This is a genomic window from Nitrospira sp. MA-1, assembly GCA_032139905.1.
GTDB lineage: Bacteria > Nitrospirota > Nitrospiria > Nitrospirales > UBA8639 > Nitrospira_E.
Map to the genome: position 1 here is coordinate 78,580 of JAQJDB010000006.1, position 17,879 is coordinate 96,458.

Below are 17,879 nucleotides of genomic sequence, written 5' to 3' on the forward strand. Positions count from 1 at the left end.
AGGATCATGGTTTTGTGGACTGCTCTTGGTTCCTCAGCCCATCAACGACCACCTCTAGTATGAAGTTATTCAACTTCTCCCTATACTGGTCGATAGCGAATTGTTGGCTTAATGCCTCTGATGGGACTTGAGTGGCAAGTCGTTCAGCTTCGGACGAATTCAAGAAGGTCACCCATTCCTCAGCACTATCGATGGTCACCAGCCCCGACCCGGATGAGCATGTGAGGCCACGTACAGCCTGGTTGGTCGCAAGAACGGGCATTCGATTGTACAGACTCTCCGCAAGTTTGATGTTTACACCGGCTCCTTCGCGTATGGGGCAGATCATGATATCCACCTGTTCCCATACCTCTCGAAGATCTTTGACAAAGCCATGGGAGATCACGTTGTCACAAGTGGGTATCTGGTCACTCTGTCGCCCAAAGACGTGAACGGTGATTGGGCGGCGTACCTTGGGAAGGATATTCTCCATCACCCACTTCCAACTTTGGCGATTGGGCCACCATGCGAAATCGGCAAGGAATCCAAGCCGCAGAGGGCCGTTGAGTTGCGGCTGACGAATCACGGGAGGATTAGTAAATAAGGGCGGAATATGAAGCGTTCGCAACCCTGGGACCTGGTCGCAACTCCAAGCCATTTCAGTTGACGAAAGAAATATCACTCCTCGCGAACGACGGAACCCCTCGATCTCATACTGACGTTGTTTGCTAATTTCCCGTTTGAGGACATGTGAAAGGAAGGGGTAATTGGCCAGTTTCTGAGTCAGCACCTGGTGCTCCAGATTATGTGCGATGAGCACGGTCGGCATTTCTGGCGGGAGTTCGGTGATCGCCCACAACATGTCCCCGCCGTTGATCACGGCGGCCTCGAAGGGCTGAGAGCGGGCGATGGCGCGGATTCGCCGCGTCAACTCCGGCTGCCGGGTAAACAACGGCAAGGCGGGCAGGGGGGAGAGGCACGACCGGGCCAACGCCACGAGCTGGCGTGACCGATACCAAGGGCCTGGAGGCGGGTGCCGGGGGGCCACCACCTGGACGGCGTGCCTCGTTTCCAGGGCCGCCAGCAGGCCGCGCGTGTACGTCCCGGCTCCCCCCGGGTGTGTCGTAGGGTCCACCAGCGACGCCATCAAGAGCTTGGCCATAAGCAGTCAGCGATATTTCGTGTGGTCGACGCGCTGGTGCCGGAAGGCCAGCCGCATGCCGGTGATTTCGAGAAAATGAACCCACAGGGTCAGTCCCAGGGCGACGGGATAGTCCGTCAGCCGCAGCCCGTATTGATGGCCCACCCGGAGACACGTCCCCACGCTCTCCACCACCCGCCCTATGTAAAACAACGGAATGGACGCCGGCCCGAGCCGGAGCAGCCAGCTGAATCGCAACCCGGGATCAATCTGCCGGATTCGGATCGTGGCCCAGCCGATATGGCACCGAATATCCCGCTCCATGGTCCAGCCCTCGAAGTCGTGGATCACGGTCATGGTGGGCTGAAAGAGAAAACGGCCGCCGTCCCGCCTCATGGCCGCCGATTGGAGCTGCGCGGCGTAGGGGCCTTCTCCCTCCGGCAGGGGAAACCGTGCGTACACCTCCCGGCGAAACCCGGAGTTGTTATTGGAAATGAAGCGGGTCGGGCCTTCTTTGCCGGGATCGAGAAAGCCGCGGGAGAGGACCGACAGACAGCGCTCGCTGGTGGTTTTGCCCTCATACCTGGTGCGGCCGCTCACCGCCACGTAGTCGGGATGGGCCCGGAACGTGGTGATCAGGGCCTGCAGCCAGCCGGCCACCGGAATGCAGTCGACATCCAAGAGCGCGATGATGTCCCCCTGCGCCGCCTGTGCGCCCGCGTTCTTTTGTTCGTAGGTCGCATTATGAGGCACGCCGATCACCCGTAAGCCCGGTAACAGGGCGAGCACCTCCGCCGGAAGGCTTCGGGCCCGCTCTTGTGTCTCGACGAGCAGAAATTCCACGGGGGCGTCCACCTCCTGGGCGGCGAGGGCGTGCAGACAACTGCGCAGATCCGCCAGTTCGGCGTGGCGCTCGGTGTCATGGTCCGCCACAATCAGCACGCTTACCACCGGCCTGGCAGTGGGGCCGGGCTCCGGCTGCTCCTTCTCACGCATGGGTCTTCCTCCAGTTGCTGTGTTTGCGCGCGCCTGTTTTTACAGGCGGCGCCTGTCTTGACTCTACCCGCCACTCACTCCACGGGAATGGAATTATTCCTGACGGGAGGCCGTTTGGCAATGTGTCCCGAAGACGTGTGGGTTAACCGGCAATACAGTTCCGCATGGTGTCGGGCGCTGTCCTCTTTCGTGTAGCGCGGGAGCACGGTCGCGCGAGCCGCCCGCAGCTTGGCCAAGGCCGGGGCCGGGTTCGCGATGATCGCGAGGGCCGCGTCGGCCAACGCGGCAGGATCGGAGGGGGCGACCAAGGTCCCGTATTTTCCGTGTTCCAGAATTTCGGGAAAGGCCCCGCTCCGGCTTCCCACTAACGGGACCCCGGCGGCAATCGACTCCAATACTACCTTTCCGAAGGCTTCGTTGTAGGACGGGATCAGCAATAGGTCCATATGGGTCATGATCTCGCAAATCTGTGGTTGGTGCCCCGTGAACTCGACATATGCCGAGAGGCCGAGGGCCACCACTTGCTCCCGGAGGGCTTGTGCCAAGCTGCCGGTCCCGACGATCTGGAGGCGAGCCCCGGGGATGGCCTCGACGATGGTCCGCATGGCCGCGATCGCCACCCGATGGCCTTTTTCGAATTCGAGCCGGCCGACAAGACCGAGGACTGGCCGCGCGGGATCGGTGAGCGCGCGGATGGCCGGCAAATTGGCACGGCCTGACAGAAAGCGTGGGAGATCGAAAAAGCTGTGGATGATTTCGGCACGGTCCCATTCGTCGGGATGTAACTGGTTCTGTCGCACATGCTCGGCCACACAGACGTAGGCGGTGGTGCTCGTGGCCAACCAGCTCTGCATGGTACGCATCACCGGCCTTAGGAACCAGGGAGGCGGTGGTTCATCAAAATTAATCGTTGCGATGACGATTGGCACGCGCGCCAGTTTGGCCGCCAGACGGGCCCACACATTACAAAATGGTGATTGGGTCTGCACGATGTCCGGTTGGATGCGGCGGAAGGTCTGATAAAAGGCCTTGAGAACCTTGAGCATGCCGATTGGGTTAGTAAGCCGCGGGATACCCAGCCTCAGCTCATGCACGGGGCACCCCGTCGCCTGGACCGCAGCGCCAATTCTTGAGGTGGTGGGCATCAAGGTGACGATTTCAAAGCTGAAGCGCTCGCGGTCAAGTTCCTCGGCCAGGCCCAACGGGGCATGTTCCCCGCCGGCATCGCGGTAAAATCCAAGATAGGCATACAAGACCGTTATTCGTTTCATGGGTCCCGCGCAGGATCCTCTCCTCAGCTTGCTGAGAAATGTGCAACGGTGCTGAGACAGCACATTTGAATGAGGCCTTTTCGTTTGTTAGGGAGCGGTATGCTAGAGGAATTGTCCCGGATGGGGCCGCTCAATCTTCCAAATAGAATAGCATGAAGTGAGTCGAAAGCCACATGAGATTCTAAGATATTGTTGATGTTTGACTTTTGTTCGGACATTCTTTTTCAAGATACTACCCATTAAATTTTGTCGAATATGACGGGTGATTTGATTGGATATCCGGCCAGATAGTCTTTAGTCATATGCGAGAAGGGACTGGCCGGGAAGGTCCTCGTAGGGAATACCCGCTGCTGCACAGACCGTTGCGCTCAGATCGACCAGATTTGGGGTCCGGTTATTGATCGGGCGATAAGTTCCCGATCGTGGGACGATAATCGCGCCCCCGCCGGGTATGTGGTTTCCTGATCGCCCTGATCCCGCACCTCCGCGCAACACCGTGCCGTATTTCGGTGAAATCACGCCGCGCAGGTTTGTCGATGATTGGTTACTCCATCGGATAACCAGATCGGGAAGCCTGTCTATTTTGTGCCCTGGAGGTAAATGGTCTCCTGGGCGTTCAATGTCCGCGATGCATTCTTTACCATCGATGTCGTAAAAGGTTCGCAAGCCTTCGGTAATCTGGTCGCGGAGCACGGTTGCTTCGGATTCGGTGACGATCCCATTTCGCTCGCGCCCGCGGATGTTGAGTCGAACCAATCCAGGGCCGTCTGAAGGAAGCGTGAAGGCCCGTACCGTCTTCCAATCTTTCCCGATTGTCCCCAGTCGAGCTGTAAGCTGGAGAGACAATGAATCCGGTAAGGCATCTGCGACTTTAGAGCGGAGCGAGGTGGGCACTATCGCCCGCAGTCTCGTCAGGATGTCATTTCCTGATGACGTGTGGACGATGGGGCGCGGGTTCAGAATCCGTTCCAGCATCTCGGGAAGAAGATCGGCCCGACAGGTCTCCGGACCCATTCCCTTTGCCCAGAACACGAGAATATCTGCGTTGTCAGGCAGTATTCGTGTTATTCGACCAAGTGCTGCGTCGGCTGCGAGATAGACCTCAATCAAGGAATCCTCCAGCAGACTTGCTCCGGCCGTGGACTGCCCGATGGCGTCGACGGACGCTGGATCCCGAAGCTGGTGACCCGCAAGATGGACAGCAGCCATGCCTACCCAGAGAACATCGGCTTTCTTTTCCTCCAGCAATTGTTCAACAGCGCTCGCGAGACGGCCGGGCGCCTGTATGAGGATCTTCCGGAGGTGAAGCAAATGGCGTTGTGACGGCTGACCAAAGGTCTCCTCACCTCTTGGTGTCTTGCCAAGGTGTTTCAAGAGTTCCCCGTTTGCGCCGGAAGGACGCGACCATTTGGCCAAATGGACCCGCGATCGAAACTGGCATCCGCTCACGACGATACCGTTCCTCAGCTCTTGCAAGGGATGCTCAGGTGGATCTATGGCAAGGACTCGTTTGCCTGCCCGGTCCAGTCGTCGGAATAGGGTGTCATCCGGTATCAGCTCGTGGGATAGCCGTAGCTTTTGTTCGGGAGCCGACCAGGTAAACAAGGAGTAAACCCCGTGCTCGGACAGATGCTGACCTGTGTAAAGAGTGGCGTAGACGGCTCCATCAAGAAAGGGGGGGGCGAGTTCGACAACCTCCCCCTTTTGTTGAAGAGACGCGAAATTCGGCAGTCGATTGTCACGGATCAACTGCTCCATGAGGGGACGCGATGGAGCTTCCAAAGAGATGATTGCGATCATGGGGTGATTCTTATGCGAGATTTGGTCAGTCGCATGTGCCCAGAGATCAAGAGCACCCTGCTTCTGCGTTCCGGAACAATACTTGAAGAGATATAACTTCCGAGCCCCGAGCCCAAAAAAAATTTGTTTGCAGGGAACTCCTTTTGTGTTCCTCTATTCCTGACGGATTCTTAAAGAATATAAATGAAACTGTCCAGTTTTATATAAACAATGAAAGCAACCTCATTCCATTGTTGCTCCCTCTGCAGAGACTCAAGGAATGCCCAGTATTATGCTTTCGAAACCCTGCGAAATCAATTGTGGCGGTGGATATCCGACTGGCGCCGACGAAGATGACCTTCCCAACCAGAAATTTGGCATAACGAATTCTTATCGAATGACTTTGCGCAATGTGAAGTCACGCATCCAAAAGTTATTCTGTCCGAAGCGTTGGCGTCATCGCCTGATATGCTAAATCGTCCTGAAGCCGATCTTTCAGGGTATTTCCAGACTGGAAGCAATCCATAGGGATCTACCTGAATCGGTTGGTGGATGACCAAAAGATTGGAAAACACAGAAACGTTCGTTCTCAAGCAAAGCGTGGTTGTGAAATTTTCGTCAGATATTTTATGAATTCCTTCACCGTACCTTACGGCGTAAAAAATGAAACCCCGACATTAAACAGACAGCCGTTCAACCCTATATTCCGTTCGCCAATCCCTGCGTTCGAAATGTGATGGAACCGAATGCCGAAGGTCATTGCCATGTTCTGCGTCACAAAATATGACACGCCCGGACCCGTTTGGAGGACAAAATTAAATTGCGTGCTTTGTTCGGGAATCCGGGGTCCCAAATCCGTCCACAACATGCCTGCTCCGGCATCCCAAAATGGCATCCAACGTCCAAAGTTGAGGAAATTGTATTTCACCACTAACGAGCCTCCGAACGCCGAGGCGCTAAAAGGTTCATAATAGTGAGCAGCCAACGGTTCAATTAAAAGTTCGACATTACCCGATGTCCAACCTGAGCCAATCTCATCCGTCAAAACCTTACCCAATTGAGGCAGAAAGTAGACTCCACTGCGATTAGCCGACGGCTCGTTGCCAAAGGCATTATTCCCTTGCCAAAACCCGGTGAGAAATCCGAATTCGAGGGTGCCCTTAGTCACACGACTTCTCGCATCAAAATCTGACCCCCAAGTTGGTCCCACCATAAGGAGAATGCATATCATACCCATCACACCTATAAAGAGGAGTTCCTTTTTTAAGCCCTTAAACATGAATTTCCTTTCGGTTTCACGGGATGTATGCAAAAGAATATGGTTATGGTTTACAAATTGGACATCAATTGTGGTCAAGTTTCGTTCATTTCTCATGGCGGTGTTCGTGAAACTCCAGCAATGAGCAGGAATTTCTCATAATTGGAACCAACAATTCAATGAACTTTTTAATCTAACGGGTTACAATCTTTAGACTATTGGGGTTAAAAAAAATGGAATCTTCTTCCCTACATTTTAACAACCCTTCCAAGAATGTTGGGGAGGATTCCTTCAAGCGACTGTCCCTGGCCGTTCGCGAGTTAGATAAACTTATCAACCGGGCGAATCAATTGGCTCATCTCTCAGAGCAAGGCATACCCTGGGATCAATCAACCCAGCCTGACCAGACTCACCCCTCTCCCTGACGCTGGCCGATTTAATAACAGGGGTTTTCTCAACTTTACGAAATCTTGTTCTTTCCTCTACCCAATAGAATTTCATTTTCTGCGCGCAACTAAGCAGTACGGGTTTATCATAAATTAAATTTATGAAACTCAAACGGCTTCCAGCGAAATCTTCTGAATGATCGCCCGGACACATAGTGAGGAGCGTTCCAGGTCGATTGGGGTTGGTGGGTGGTCTCGAGGCATTTGGGGGCAGGGAATATTCACATACAAGGCTGTTGGATTACCGTAGGTATAAGCTCGGCATGTGGAGTGCCGGTGTGCCCGGCCGCTGGAAGAGTGGCTCGACACGGTTCCACTTCAAGTAGATGGCCGTTTTTCCTGAACTGAGTTCGGTCTTAGGCTTGCTGGAATGAATTCATCTGAATAATCAGTCAAGCAGTAAGGAGGGGACCTAAAAGGTTCAATGACGTCCCTGAAATGAACTTTTCAGGTGTCCTGAGTACGGGCTACTTGTGGTGTGCGTGAAGTGTTTTGGCATCAGAGGAAAGCGATACCGTGTCCTGGGTTGAAGACGATGAGGACGGATTCCCCTGGGGTATCGTGGCTGCTTGAATAAGGGGAAGCGCAGCTTGGTTGAGGAAGTTGGCGGCAGCTAATGCAGAAATTTCACTCATGAGGGAGTCTCCTTTCGCTCAGGAGTCTTGTCGGATTGGTCTCAGGAATTCTTGAAATATATTCTCCCAAAAATCAGGATGTCTGTTAGAGACTGCGGAAAATTAGGCAAACTTGTCGGTCTTCAGGCTATAGAATGCCGATCGCATTGAGGAGGACAATAAACACCGCAACCGGGGCGATGTAACGTACGAGGGCCTGCCAGGCCAGGTAGAGGGTAGGATTATGAATATTAAGTTCGGATTTAGTGCTTTCGGCCTTCATGAGCCACCCGGCAAAGAGGGCAATGAGAATTCCACCCAGGGGAAGCATGAGATTGGATGTCACAAAATCTAACAGGTCAAAGAAGGTTCCTCCGAAGAATGTGATTTCTGCCCACCAGTTGAATGACCCGACTGTTCCGAGGCCAATCAGCCAGGTGGCAAACCCTGAATACAGGGAAGCCTTGATTCGTGATAATCCAAGCGTTTCAATGAGCCATGTGACCAGTGGTTCGATCAAAGAAATCGACGACGTCCAGGCGGCAACCAGCAGGAGAATAAAAAAGAGCGAACCGAAGGCGAGGCCGCCGGGCATGTTGCCAAACGCGACGGGCAGTGTTTGGAAAATGAGACCTGGGCCAGAGCCGGGTTCCAAATTGTTCGCAAACACGATTGGAAAAATGGCCATGCCGGCTAATAAGGCGACGAAGGTGTCGGCGAGGCCAATGATAATGGAGGTGGAGGCAATTGAGGTGTCCTTGGGGACATAGGAGCCGTAGATCATGATGGTGCCCATACCGAGACTGAGACTAAAGAAGGCTTGCCCCATCGCCGTCAGCATGCTAGCGCCAGTCAATTTGCTGAAGTCCGGGGTAAAAAGAAATTCCAGACCCTTGCCAAAAAACCCGGTGGTCATGCTGTAGGCGACCATGAGTAGCAATAGAATGAAAAGGGTTGGCATGAGAAATTGAATCGCTCGTTCCAGACCGCCTTTGACGCCACCCGCCACGACGCCCATGGTCAAAACCATAAAAATTGTGTGCCAGATGAAGAGAGTGGTTCCGCTCCCCACGAAACTGCTGAAGGTGTCCGCAGCAAATTGGCCGCTGGCGCCACTAAATGTTCCTCCTGCAGATTTGAAGATGTATGCCAGGGTCCACCCGCCGATGACACTGTAATAGGAAAGGATCAGCATGCCTGCCAGAGTCCCGGACCATCCAACTATCTGCCACCATTGAGTGGTGTTAGTTTCTTTAGCCAAAATCTGCATGGAACGAATGGGTGTGGAGCGTCCTCTACGCCCCAACAAAATTTCGGCCATCATCAATGGAATTCCCAGGGCTGCCACGCAGAGGATATAAACGAGAACAAACGCACTCCCTCCATTTTGTCCTGTGAGGTAGGGGAATTTCCAAATATTGCCCAAGCCTACGGCTGCACCCGTAGCCGCGAGGATAAAGGTCCATCGTGAGGACCATTGGCCATGTACCGATTGTCGATCGGAGATATTCATTGAAGATAGAATTATTCCCTGAAGATTCAGGGGAGTGTAGTGTAGGTGCCAGACACTTTCAAGGTTTTTAAAGTATGCCTGGCGTAGAGATAACGTCTGACTTGAGATGTCGCTCCTGTCTGACTATAGTGTCGCCTTCTTCTGTTTCGAGTGTGTCTTTCGTGAGGAGTTGGAAGGGTTGAGTTGATGAGTGACGAACAACGAAATCGAAAAGTGATTGCTTTGGCGCCGATGCCACCGGAAAAATCTGCTTATGCTTTGGCTCGATATAGCCGTTCGCCCGATTCTATTGAGGAGAGTCTGCGATGGGTCCATTCTCATTCTTCCGAAAAGTTTTGGGAGCAGTTTTATTTTGCGTATGGGCATGGCTCGATTGCCGATTTGGGTCACGCGACGGTGTGTTTCGAGCAGATTTCCGAGCTGGCGGCGATTCGTCTTGAGGATGAGCCGCTGTGGGATGGACAGGCCAAGTCCAGCCGCTATCAAAACTTTGCCGCAGCCGGGTGTTACGTGCCCAACGAGATTGCCAATAGCGAAATTGAGGGCGAATATCGCGGCATCCTTGGGAGTCTCTATAACATTTATCGTTTGTTGAAAGATCCGATCCAAACTCATCTGGGTAAGCGGTATCCCAGGCCGGAGACGATGAAGCCGGCAGACTATGCCCGGACCATCGGTGCCAGGACTTATGATGTCATTCGCTATCTGCTTCCACTGGCGGCCATGACGAATGTGGGGCAGGTGGTAAGTATTCGTACGCTGGAAAAGCAAATCACGCGTTTGCTATCTGCTCAATTGCCGGAGTTGAAGGGAATTGGTGAAGATCTGAAGGAGGCGTGCGCCAAATCACCCTCAACGGTGTGGGCCGAGTTGCATCAGGAAGAGACCAAAGGGTTAGAGCCCTTGGCGCCGACATTAGCCCGGTATGCGGAGGCCAACGAGTATCAGGGGTCGGCTTACAGGGACGTGTTTCGCCAGGTGAAAGGACGATTGAAGACGGCAGGCTATGATGATCCGAAATCGTGGAAAGGCAAGGATCAGCCGGTTGATTTGCTGGAGCCGCATGCCCCGTTGGATGAATTAGTGACGACGCTGGTGTACCGAGTGAGTCATGCCCCTTATCGGGTACTCCTTGAATGGGTACAGCAGTGGTCAGAGAAAGAGAAGCAGGAAGTGGTCGATGCCGCGCTTCGTGGTCGTGGTCCTCATGATGACTTAATAAAGGAATTTCGATCCGGGTATGCATTTGTCTTTGATGTTCTGATGGATATCGGGGGGTGGCGGGATATGCACCGGCACCGACGTTGTCAGCAGATTCAGCAGAATTTTACGACGATTCATGGGTATGAGGTGCCGTCGGTTTTGGCGGAGGCTGGAGTGGAGAGAGAGTATCGGCAGGCTATGGATGCCGTGCAATCGGATATTGAGCAATTGCGCGTCAGCAATCAGGAAGCGGCACTCTATGCCATTCCATTTGGGTTTCGTGTTCGGTGTTTGTTTAAGATGGATTTTGCGGAAGTTGAATATATTGCCAAATTACGGTCCGGGGTAAAGGGCCATTGGTCGTATCGAACCGTGGCGTGGCTGATGAAGCAAAAGATGCTTGAACGACATCCGTATTTGGGGACTCTCATTGAGGCTACTTCCCCTGATATTGAAGATTCGCTGACGCGATAGTGTCTCGGCAGTATTGAACTCGACAAAGGATGTGGGCATGAGTGTGGATTATGAGCGTGTGATCAATGACTCCATTTGCCAAGGTGAATGGGATGTCGTCTATGAAGAGGCACGACGGTGGTCGGAGCAAGCTGAGTGCGGGCCCTTGCCGTTTTTTGCGTTGAATGTCGTCTGCATGTTGCGAGGGGATTTTGCCGAAGCGTGGCAGGTCTATCCTCGGGCTTTTGGAGAAGAGACCGATGTGCAAATACTTAAAGAGTGGATTGCGCGCTTACTGAGGGATCGATCCGATAATCCAAATTTCTTGTTATTTGAAGGCGTGTTTCATACGCAGTGCGGCCGACTGGAAGACGCGGTGGTCAGGTATGAACAAGTCGGAGCTTTGGCTCCACATTCTCCTTATCCATACTTTTTCCTGGCGCAGATTTATCAGGTCAAAGACCGCATCGACCAAGCTGTCAAAGCTTATCGCGAAGCGATAAAGCGAGACCCTTCCTATGTGGCAGCTCGCCTAAAGCTTGGAGTGGCCTATCAGGACCAGGGGCAGTTGGAAATGGCTATTCCCCAATACCGGGAAGTTTTGAAACTCCGTCCTGATGAACCATTTGGGCATACCAATCTTGCATGTGCTCTAGCCGAACAAGGAAAGTTGGAGTTGGCAATTGAAGAATATAAAAAAGCATTGAAGATTATTCCCAATGATGCTGAGGTTCATTTCGCCTTGGGAGGTTTGTATGAAAACAGGGGACGATTGGATTTAGCCAAACGACAGTATGAAGAAGCTCTTCGGCTGGAACCGAATTTTGCTCCAGCTGCGACGGCGATCGGCTGGTTTTTATATGATAAGGGGCAAGACAATTTTGCGATGGATTATTTCAGCCGCGCGCTCAAAGCGAATCCTAATGATGCGCAAGCCACTTTTGGCGTCGGCCGGATCTATGATGAAAAAAACAAGCCGGAACTGGCGGTGCAGCATTATCAACGGGCACTCTCTTTAGAGAAGGATCCAGACCGGAAAATGCGCATTCTCAATTTTATGGATAAACTGCTTGGATAGGGCAGATTACCGCAATAGCTAATCGGTAGAGGACATTCTGGTTGGTAGGGAGAGTTTACTCTTGCCTAAAGAACTGTTGAATGGCCGACATTTGAGGGATGAGATCTCCTGTGCTCTGTACTTCCTTTCGTATCTGTTCTTGTAAGTAGGAAGAGTACCCCACCTTGTTGACGAAAATTGGAAAAAATTGGTCAGGCGTGAGCGCGATATGCGTTCGTAATTCCTCAACAATGTCATCACTGATGGGGATAAAAGTACTGCCAATATGGAGAATAACTCTATAGTAATTCCCATCCCCACGTTGTTCCAATCTCAACCCTGTTTGTGTCCCCAAGTTATTCTCCCACCTTCTTCATCTCTATGAAAGCGCTCTCTATTCGCGGGTCATTGTAGGGTATCCAAAATTGGAATAACAAGGTTCCGTACTCTTCTTGACTGGTCTGGGACCCTGTGCTAGCGTACTCCCTTTTTCACGCTGGTGAGGCCAGTGGTTTTTCCTGGGGCCAGTTTAAGTATGGAGGATGAGTCCGATAATGTCGCGGTTATATAATTTTAGTGCGGGGCCGGCGATCCTGCCGGAAGAGGTGCTGAAACAGGCTCAGGCCGAATTGCCGGATTGGCACGGTTCCGGTGCATCAATCATGGAAATGAGCCACCGTGGGAAAGAGTTTGTCTCGGTGGCCGCAGAAGCCGAGCAAGATGTCCGTGATTTATTAGGAGTACCCGCTAATTACAAAGTGCTCTTTTTGCAAGGCGGGGCATCAACTCAATTTGCAACTATTCCCATGAATATCTTACGTGGGAAAAGTAAGGCTGATTACATTCTGACTGGTGCGTGGGGCAAAAAAGCCGTAAGTGATGCTAAAAAATATTGTGCAGTAAATGTTGCGGCATCTTCCGAAGGCGATAATTTTACCAGTATTCCGCCGTTTGAACGTTGGGCATTAAGTCAGGATGCTGCCTATGTGCATTACACGCCAAATGAAACGATCGGTGGGGTGGAATTCCACTGGGTGCCAGATACCGGCGCGGTACCGTTAGTTGCCGATTTTTCATCAACTATTTTATCGCGTGCCATTGATGTCAGTCGGTTTGGAATCATCTATGCTGGCGCACAAAAAAATATCGGCCCCGCTGGTTTAACCTTAGTGATTGTGCGGGACGATCTCATCGGAGATGTGTTGCCGATTACTCCAAGCGTGTACGATTATGCCAAGCAAGCCGAAGCGGATTCTATGTTGAATACACCTCCAACCTATGCGGTGTATATTGCCGGTTTGGTATTTAAGTGGTTAAAAAAGCAAGGTGGCCTCTCGGCGATGGGTGCCATCAATCAGCGGAAGGCCGGTAAACTTTATGCGGCAATTGATGGGTCAAAATTTTACCGCAATCCGGTAGAAAAATCTTCTCGTTCCTGGATGAACGTCCCATTCATTTTGGCCAATCCTGATTTAGATAAAGCGTTTATTACAGAGGCGAAAGAGGCAGGATTAACCACACTCGAAGGTCATCGCTCGGTTGGTGGAATGCGCGCCAGTATTTATAACGCGATGCCTGAAGCCGGAGTTGATGCGTTAATTGATTTTATGGCCGATTTTGAGAAACGCAAAGCCTAACGTCTCTCCGGAATCCCGGTTACGAATGACTTCCCAGTATGATGCCGATATGTATTGTGAATACACTATCAGTGTTCGTGGGGTTGAATGAAAAGTAGGTGAGTCTCTCTGGGTGTATGTGAATGAGATGCCCCATTAACGGGCAAGACTCCTCGATGTTGCTTTGTGCGAATTTAAGTGGGGCCTCCCCTATTTGGAGATACTATGAATATTTTAGTGAGTGACAGCCTTTCCCCTAAAGGAGTTGAAGTCTTAGAGCGGGCCGGATTTTCTGTGGATGTGAAAACCAAGCTCACGAAAGAGGAATTACTTCAAGAAATACCAAAATATGAAGGTTTAGTTGTTCGGTCTGCAACCAAAGTCACTAAAGACGTGATCGAAGCAGGAACTCGTCTTCGTATTGTGGGACGTGCTGGAACCGGTTTGGATAATGTCGACAGTGAAGCGGCAACCCGGCGTGGCATTGTGGTCATGAATACCCCGGGCGGCAATACAATTACCACTGCGGAACACACGATGTCGATGATTGCTTCGATGAGTCGAAAAATTCCGCAGGCGACCATGTCCATGAAGGCAGGTAAATGGGAAAAAGCACGGTTTATGGGAGCAGAACTCTATAATAAGACCTTGGGATTGGTAGGATTAGGCCAGATTGGGTCGTACGTTGCAAAATTGGCTCAGGGGTGGTCCATGAATGTGATTGGCTATGATCCTTACTTGGCCGTTGATCGAGCAAAGCAGATGGGAATTGAAGTGGTGGAATTAAATGAATTGTTTCATCGTTCTGATGTGATATCGGTTCATACGCCTTTGACCAATGAAACGAGAGGGCTCATCAACACCGAGACAATAGGGAAGATGAAAGATGGCGTCATGATCGTGAATTGTGCCAGAGGCGGAATCATTAATGAACAGGATTTATGTGATGCGCTGAAATCTCAAAAAGTTGCAGCGGCGGCTTTTGATGTGTTTGAAACTGAGCCAGTGGATCCCAAGCATCCCCTTATGTCTCTTGATAACTTTACCTGCACCCCTCATATCGGCGCTTCTACTGAAGAAGCTCAAGAGAATGTGGCGATTGGTATTGCTGAACAATTCGTTGATTATTTCAAGCGAGGCATTGCCAGAGGGGCTGTGAATGTTCCTTCTGTGGCACCAGAAGTACTTCCCCAACTGCAGCCTTATTTGGTTTTGGCCGAGCGTATGGGGCGATTTCAGGCCCAATTATTAGATGGAGGGATTAAATCCGTCACCATTGAGTATTTTGGTGAAGTGGCTCAACTTACCGTGGCACCCGTGACCGTCGCGGTGTTAAAGGGTCTGCTCTCTCCTATTTTGGAAGATGTCATTAATTACGTGAATGCTCCTATCGTGGCAAAAGAACGTGGTATTGAAGTTAAGGAAGTGAAGAGTAGTGATGCCGGAGACTTTTCCAGTCTAATTCGGATCAAGGTCGAAGCTGGTCCTCGTACGTATTCCCTTGGTGGAACGCTCTTTCATCGTCAAGAGCCACGTTTTGTCGAAATAAACCAATTTCAGGTGGAAGTAGTCTCGGAAGGCCAAATGATTTTGATCGATAACGTGGATCGCCCTGGGGTGATTGGCATGGTTGGTCAGATTTTAGGGCAGCATGATGTCAATATTGCCAGGATGCAATGCGCGAGGGTCGAGCGTGGTGCATCGGCATTGCTAATTATTGGTCTGGATGCCCCACTCGCTTCCGCCGTGTTGGATCTTCTCAAGAAAGAGAAAGATATTCTGTCCGTTCGCATGGTTGATCTAAGCTAGCTAGACGGTTTCTTTCTGCAGACTATCTTGGCCAAACATTTCGAGTTGGCGGGTTCTCTTCCATACGCCTCATGAAACCACTCCGTTCGCTTATCCCCATTGGCACAGCCACCTTACTTCCTCATACAGCGCAAAGCATTCGGAGGTTGGAGGATCAATTATTAGCCCAATGTTCGACCTGGGGCTATCAGGAAATCATTCTTCCTACCTTTGAGTATCTTGATGTCCTAGCCGTGGGCCTGGCTCCTGAAATCTTAGAGAAATGCTATAAATTTGCTGATTGGGCATCAGGAAGAATTCTGGTCTTGCGACCTGATGCCACGGCTCAGATTGCCAGGATGGTGGCCATGGGCCTTGGAGGAGAAACTCTTCCCTTACGGTTTTCCTATCGGACCACAGTTTTTCGGTATGAACCCGAACATCGGGGGCGAGACCGCGAAGTATTTCAGGTCGGATTTGAAATGCTTGGCAATGATACTTCTCAAAGTGATGCCGAGGTTGTGACATTACTGGCTGGGCTTCTGGAAGGGATTGGATTGCCAGAATGGAAGATTTCTCTTGGTCATGTCGGGTTTTTTAAAGCCCTATTGGCCCAATCAGGTCTGTCTCTGAATGGGCGAAAGCAGGCAGAAATCGCGGCAGCCCATAAAGACCTCCCTCAGTTGGAAAAGATATTAGAGACTGAACGGTTATCCCGTTCTAAGGTAAAGGACATCTTGCAGGTGCCGGAACGGTACGGCCGTGATGAAGTGTTGGAATGGGGAATGCGAATTGCGGGGAAGGATTCGCAATTGCTTAAACCCCTACAACGTCTGACGCAGGTCTATCGGCAATTGATAGCGAATGGAGTGCAAGATCACATTCTTTTGGATCTTGGTGAGTTTCGTGGTTTTGACTATTACGATGGTGTGGTCTTTGATGTTTTCACCTCCACGTTCGGCAGTGAAATCGGTGGAGGAGGGCGATACAATCATTTGGTTGGGCGGTTTGGCCGAGACCTTTCCGCTATTGGATTGGGGTTGGATTTGGACCGCGTGTTTTCCGCCTTGGAGCGCGGAGGAAAAGTGGGCGGCAACGGGTTGCAGCCTGTGAGAATTTTTACTTCTCCTCATCAAGCTGAGGCATCTTATGCTCTTGCCCAACGATTACGGGGGGCTGGGATTTGTGTGATTGAAGAAATGATAGAGGGTTCTCCAAAGTCTGCTTTGAGGTGGGTCATCACGGTGGCTCGGCGTCGAGGGTTGCCGTGTGCATTGATTTTTGAAGAAAGGACCTCCACCCCGCAATCGGTGCTTTTATTAGAATTCGCCTCCTTTTCTCAAAAACCCCGGCAAACCCGGATGCCAGTTCAAGAACTTCCTCAACGGTTACAAACATTCAGCCATGACAATATCTGAAGCACCAGAGGTTCGGGTTCCTCCTCAAAATCTAGAAGCGGAACAATCCGTTCTTGGAGCGATACTTCTTGATAATGCTGCGCTCAATCGAGCGATGGAAATCTTGTCGGAGGAGGATTTTTATCGAACGGGGAACCGTGTGGTGTATCGCGGCATGGTGGCATTGTCCGAACGAAATCAACCTGTTGATCAAATCACCCTGACAGACTATTTACGAGGGACCGGCGAACTCGACCAGATAGGGGGTGCTTCGTATATTGCCGAAATTGTGCAAGTGGTTCCCAGTGCCGCCAATATTCGGTATCACAGTAATATTGTTCGCGATAAATCCTTGCTTCGTGGCCTCGTACGAACCGCCACCGACGTGGTCATGCGGGGCTATGAAGGGACGACGGAGACGAATGAACTTCTGGAGTTTGCTGAACGGGAAATTTTCCGGTTGGCTCAGGGACATTTAGGAGGCACGTTTGCGCCCGTTAGTAGTATCATTAAAGACAGTGTTGAGATTGTGGATCGGTTGTATAGCCGAAAAGAGCGGATCACCGGTGTGCCGACTGGGTTTACAGACCTGGATAATTTGCTGGCCGGGCTTCAACCATCCGATTTAATTATTGTGGCGGGTAGGCCGAGTATGGGGAAGACCAGTTTAGCCTTAGGGATGGTCGAACATGCCTCACTTCACTCCAATGCTGTGGTCGGCATTTTTAGTTTGGAAATGTCTCGAGCACAACTGGTTTTGCGCATGCTGAGTTCTCAGGCTCGTCTCGATTCTCATGCTCTTCGTACCGGACAGTTGACCAAACATGATTGGGTGGCCTTGACTGAGGCGGCCGGACGACTTGAGCAGGCTAAAGTCTTTATTGATGATTCTGGAAATTTGACCGTTCAGCAAATGCGTGGAAAAGCGCGGCGGCTTAAGGCTGAACATGGATTGAGCCTGTTGATCGTTGATTATTTGCAACTGATGGAAGGGAGAGGAAATGCCGAATCCCGGCAGCAGGAAATTTCGGATATCTCCCGGGCCTTAAAAGGACTGGCGAAAGAATTAAATATTCCGGTTATTGCCCTATCCCAGTTGAGTCGGGCAGTAGAAAACCGGACGGACAAAAGGCCCATGCTTGCCGACCTACGTGAATCGGGAGCAATTGAACAAGATGCGGATGTGGTGATGTTTATTTATCGAGATGAAGTTTACAATCCTGATTCCGACGATAAGGGCATTGCGGAAATCCTGGTGAGAAAACATCGGAATGGGCCCATTGGAGAAGTGGATCTGCAATTTCATGACCGGTATGCCAAATTTAATGACTTAACGAGAGTGCGTGAGGCTGGTATAGTATAACGAGT

The 17,879-nt window shown here is 51.4% G+C and carries 15 protein-coding genes; 7 read left to right on the forward strand and 8 right to left on the reverse strand.

Annotation, left to right across the window (positions count from 1 at the left end; all coding sequences use genetic code 11):
• Positions 1-4: 4 nt before the first annotated feature.
• The 5 genes from PJI16_07770 to PJI16_07790 all read right to left on the reverse strand — a co-directional run bounded on the left by PJI16_07770 (position 5) and on the right by PJI16_07790 (position 6,397).
• Complete coding sequence (locus PJI16_07770; protein MDT3777455.1) at positions 5-1,141, reverse strand: glycosyltransferase; 1,137 nt, start codon at positions 1,139-1,141, stop codon at positions 5-7.
• Positions 1,142-1,147: 6 nt separating this feature from the next.
• Positions 1,148-2,116, reverse strand: a complete 969-nt coding sequence (locus PJI16_07775) for a glycosyltransferase (GenBank protein MDT3777456.1) — start codon at positions 2,114-2,116, stop codon at positions 1,148-1,150.
• 74 nt (positions 2,117-2,190) lie between these two features.
• Complete coding sequence (locus PJI16_07780) at positions 2,191-3,450, reverse strand: glycosyltransferase family 4 protein (GenBank protein ID MDT3777457.1); 1,260 nt, start codon at positions 3,448-3,450, stop codon at positions 2,191-2,193.
• A gap of 231 nt (positions 3,451-3,681) precedes the next feature.
• Positions 3,682-5,187, reverse strand: a complete 1,506-nt coding sequence (locus PJI16_07785) for an alkaline phosphatase family protein (protein MDT3777458.1) — start codon at positions 5,185-5,187, stop codon at positions 3,682-3,684.
• Positions 5,188-5,815: 628 nt separating this feature from the next.
• A complete protein-coding gene (locus PJI16_07790) occupies positions 5,816-6,397 on the reverse strand; it encodes an acyloxyacyl hydrolase (protein MDT3777459.1) in 582 nt (193 codons plus the stop codon).
• Between the two features lie 260 nt (positions 6,398-6,657).
• Here PJI16_07790 and PJI16_07795 point away from each other — a divergent pair, with 260 nt between their 5' ends.
• Positions 6,658-6,849 carry a hypothetical protein gene (locus tag PJI16_07795; GenBank protein ID MDT3777460.1) on the forward strand — a complete coding sequence of 64 codons (192 nt, stop codon included), beginning with the start codon at positions 6,658-6,660 and terminating at the stop codon, positions 6,847-6,849.
• Positions 6,850-7,337: 488 nt separating this feature from the next.
• Here PJI16_07795 and PJI16_07800 read toward each other — a convergent pair whose 3' ends face one another.
• Both PJI16_07800 and PJI16_07805 read right to left on the reverse strand, forming a co-directional pair.
• Positions 7,338-7,505: a hypothetical protein gene (locus PJI16_07800; protein MDT3777461.1), complete on the reverse strand. Its 168-nt coding sequence runs from the start codon at positions 7,503-7,505 to the stop codon at positions 7,338-7,340.
• Positions 7,506-7,632: 127 nt separating this feature from the next.
• Complete coding sequence (locus tag PJI16_07805; protein MDT3777462.1) at positions 7,633-8,997, reverse strand: sodium-dependent transporter; 1,365 nt, start codon at positions 8,995-8,997, stop codon at positions 7,633-7,635.
• Positions 8,998-9,183: 186 nt separating this feature from the next.
• Between PJI16_07805 and PJI16_07810 the strand changes: the two genes are divergently transcribed.
• Together PJI16_07810 and PJI16_07815 are read left to right on the forward strand one after the other, a co-directional pair.
• Positions 9,184-10,674, forward strand: coding sequence for an FAD-dependent thymidylate synthase (locus tag PJI16_07810; protein MDT3777463.1), 1,491 nt, complete (start codon positions 9,184-9,186; stop codon positions 10,672-10,674).
• Between the two features lie 37 nt (positions 10,675-10,711).
• On the forward strand, positions 10,712-11,731 hold the full coding sequence (locus tag PJI16_07815) for a tetratricopeptide repeat protein (protein ID MDT3777464.1): 1,020 nt from the start codon (positions 10,712-10,714) through the stop codon (positions 11,729-11,731).
• A gap of 55 nt (positions 11,732-11,786) precedes the next feature.
• Here PJI16_07815 and PJI16_07820 read toward each other — a convergent pair whose 3' ends face one another.
• On the reverse strand, positions 11,787-12,065 hold the full coding sequence (locus tag PJI16_07820; GenBank protein ID MDT3777465.1) for a hypothetical protein: 279 nt from the start codon (positions 12,063-12,065) through the stop codon (positions 11,787-11,789).
• Between the two features lie 199 nt (positions 12,066-12,264).
• Between PJI16_07820 and serC the strand changes: the two genes are divergently transcribed.
• The 4 genes from serC (at position 12,265) to dnaB (ending at position 17,874) form a co-directional block, all read left to right on the forward strand.
• Positions 12,265-13,347, forward strand: a complete 1,083-nt coding sequence (gene serC / locus PJI16_07825) for a 3-phosphoserine/phosphohydroxythreonine transaminase (GenBank protein ID MDT3777466.1) — start codon at positions 12,265-12,267, stop codon at positions 13,345-13,347.
• A gap of 204 nt (positions 13,348-13,551) precedes the next feature.
• Positions 13,552-15,135, forward strand: a complete 1,584-nt coding sequence (gene serA / locus PJI16_07830) for a phosphoglycerate dehydrogenase (protein ID MDT3777467.1) — start codon at positions 13,552-13,554, stop codon at positions 15,133-15,135.
• Between the two features lie 71 nt (positions 15,136-15,206).
• Complete coding sequence (hisZ, locus tag PJI16_07835) at positions 15,207-16,532, forward strand: ATP phosphoribosyltransferase regulatory subunit (protein ID MDT3777468.1); 1,326 nt, start codon at positions 15,207-15,209, stop codon at positions 16,530-16,532.
• A complete protein-coding gene (gene dnaB, locus PJI16_07840; protein ID MDT3777469.1) occupies positions 16,519-17,874 on the forward strand; it encodes a replicative DNA helicase in 1,356 nt (451 codons plus the stop codon). Before hisZ ends, dnaB begins: the two co-directional genes overlap by 14 nt.
• Positions 17,875-17,879: the final 5 nt, after the last annotated feature.

What these genes read in the sequence shown, in the direction of transcription:
- PJI16_07770 (MDT3777455.1), bottom strand. Translation starts at nt 1,141, where the DNA reads ATGGCCAAGCTCTTGATGGCGTCGCTGGTGGACCCTACGACACACCCG.
- PJI16_07800 (MDT3777461.1), bottom strand. Translation starts at nt 7,505, where the DNA reads ATGAGTGAAATTTCTGCATTAGCTGCCGCCAACTTCCTCAACCAAGCT.
- PJI16_07805 (MDT3777462.1), bottom strand. Translation starts at nt 8,997, where the DNA reads ATGAATATCTCCGATCGACAATCGGTACATGGCCAATGGTCCTCACGA.
- dnaB (MDT3777469.1), top strand. Translation starts at nt 16,519, where the DNA reads ATGACAATATCTGAAGCACCAGAGGTTCGGGTTCCTCCTCAAAATCTA.
- PJI16_07810 (MDT3777463.1), top strand. Translation starts at nt 9,184, where the DNA reads ATGAGTGACGAACAACGAAATCGAAAAGTGATTGCTTTGGCGCCGATG.
- hisZ (MDT3777468.1), top strand. Translation starts at nt 15,207, where the DNA reads ATGAAACCACTCCGTTCGCTTATCCCCATTGGCACAGCCACCTTACTT.
- PJI16_07785 (MDT3777458.1), bottom strand. Translation starts at nt 5,187, where the DNA reads ATGATCGCAATCATCTCTTTGGAAGCTCCATCGCGTCCCCTCATGGAG.
- PJI16_07815 (MDT3777464.1), top strand. Translation starts at nt 10,712, where the DNA reads ATGAGTGTGGATTATGAGCGTGTGATCAATGACTCCATTTGCCAAGGT.
- PJI16_07795 (MDT3777460.1), top strand. Translation starts at nt 6,658, where the DNA reads ATGGAATCTTCTTCCCTACATTTTAACAACCCTTCCAAGAATGTTGGG.
- serC (MDT3777466.1), top strand. Translation starts at nt 12,265, where the DNA reads ATGTCGCGGTTATATAATTTTAGTGCGGGGCCGGCGATCCTGCCGGAA.
- PJI16_07775 (MDT3777456.1), bottom strand. Translation starts at nt 2,116, where the DNA reads ATGCGTGAGAAGGAGCAGCCGGAGCCCGGCCCCACTGCCAGGCCGGTG.
- serA (MDT3777467.1), top strand. Translation starts at nt 13,552, where the DNA reads ATGAATATTTTAGTGAGTGACAGCCTTTCCCCTAAAGGAGTTGAAGTC.
- PJI16_07790 (MDT3777459.1), bottom strand. Translation starts at nt 6,397, where the DNA reads ATGATATGCATTCTCCTTATGGTGGGACCAACTTGGGGGTCAGATTTT.